Origin of the sequence: Streptomyces sp. NPDC014656 (genome assembly GCF_043084305.1) — a bacterium.
Classification (GTDB): Bacteria; Actinomycetota; Actinomycetes; order Streptomycetales; family Streptomycetaceae; genus Streptomyces.
On the sequence record NZ_JBIBZN010000045.1, the window covers coordinates 1 to 1,003 of the forward strand.

1 protein-coding gene and 2 rRNA genes are annotated in these 1,003 nt (G+C 64.6%); all 3 read left to right on the forward strand.

Annotated elements, in window-relative coordinates; translation table 11 throughout:
- Positions 1–153: ribosomal RNA gene (locus tag ACF1ED_RS37255) — 23S ribosomal RNA — on the forward strand; the annotation flags it as partial.
- A gap of 95 nt (positions 154–248) precedes the next feature.
- Positions 249–365 (forward strand): 5S ribosomal RNA (gene rrf / locus ACF1ED_RS37260).
- A gap of 90 nt (positions 366–455) precedes the next feature.
- The coding region (locus tag ACF1ED_RS37265; RefSeq protein ID WP_391767805.1) for an HAD family hydrolase at positions 456–1,003 on the forward strand (548 nt) is incomplete at its 3' end.

Sequence of the window (1,003 nt, forward strand, 5' to 3'; positions counted from 1 at the left end):
AAAGCATCTAAGCGGGAAGCCTGCTTCGAGATGAGTATTCCCACCTCCTTGAGAGGGTAAGGCTCCCAGTAGACGACTGGGTTGATAGGCCGGATATGGAAGCCCTGTAAGGGGTGGAGTTGACCGGTACTAATAGGCCGAGGGCTTGTCCTCAGTTGCTCGCGTCCACTGTGTTGGTTCTGAAACCACGAACACCAACCACATACCCATCTTGAGTGGGTTGTGGTTGCTGGTGTGTTTCGTAGTGTTTCGGTGGTCATAGCGTGAGGGAAACGCCCGGTTACATTCCGAACCCGGAAGCTAAGCCTTACAGCGCCGATGGTACTGCAGGGGGGACCCTGTGGGAGAGTAGGACGCCGCCGAACTTTCTTTGGCCTCGGGCCCCGGAAACCTTGTGTAAACAGGTTTCCGGGGCCCGAGGCATTTCTGCGTTCAGGAGAATTAAGGTCGGTGCCATGCGCTACGACCTGGTCGTCTTCGACAACGACGGGGTGCTCGTGGACAGCGAGCCCCTCTCCAACACCATCCTCGCCGGCTACCTGACGGAGCTGGGCCATCCCACCAGCTACGAGGACTCGCTGCGGGACTACATGGGCGGGGCGGTGCACCGTATCCACGACCTGGTGCTGGAGCGGTCGGGTCGGCGGCTTCCCGCGGAGTTCGACGAGGAGTTCCACGGGCGGGTCTTCGAGGCGTTCCGGCGGGAGCTGGAGCCCGTGCGGGGTGTCGTGGAGGTGCTGGCGCAGCTGCGGGCCGCAGCTCTGCCGTACTGCGTGGCCTCGTCCGGGAGTCACGAGCGCATCCGGGTCGGGCACCGGAAGACCGGTCTTGACGCGTGGTTCCCCGAGGAGCACGTCTTCAGCGCGGACGACGTCGGCCGGGGCAAGCCCGCGCCGGACCTCTTCCTGCGGGCGGCCGAGCGGATGGGGGTGGCGCCGGAGCGGTGTGCCGTGGTCGAGGACAGTCCGCTCGGGATCGAGGCGGCGCGGGCGGCGGGGATGGA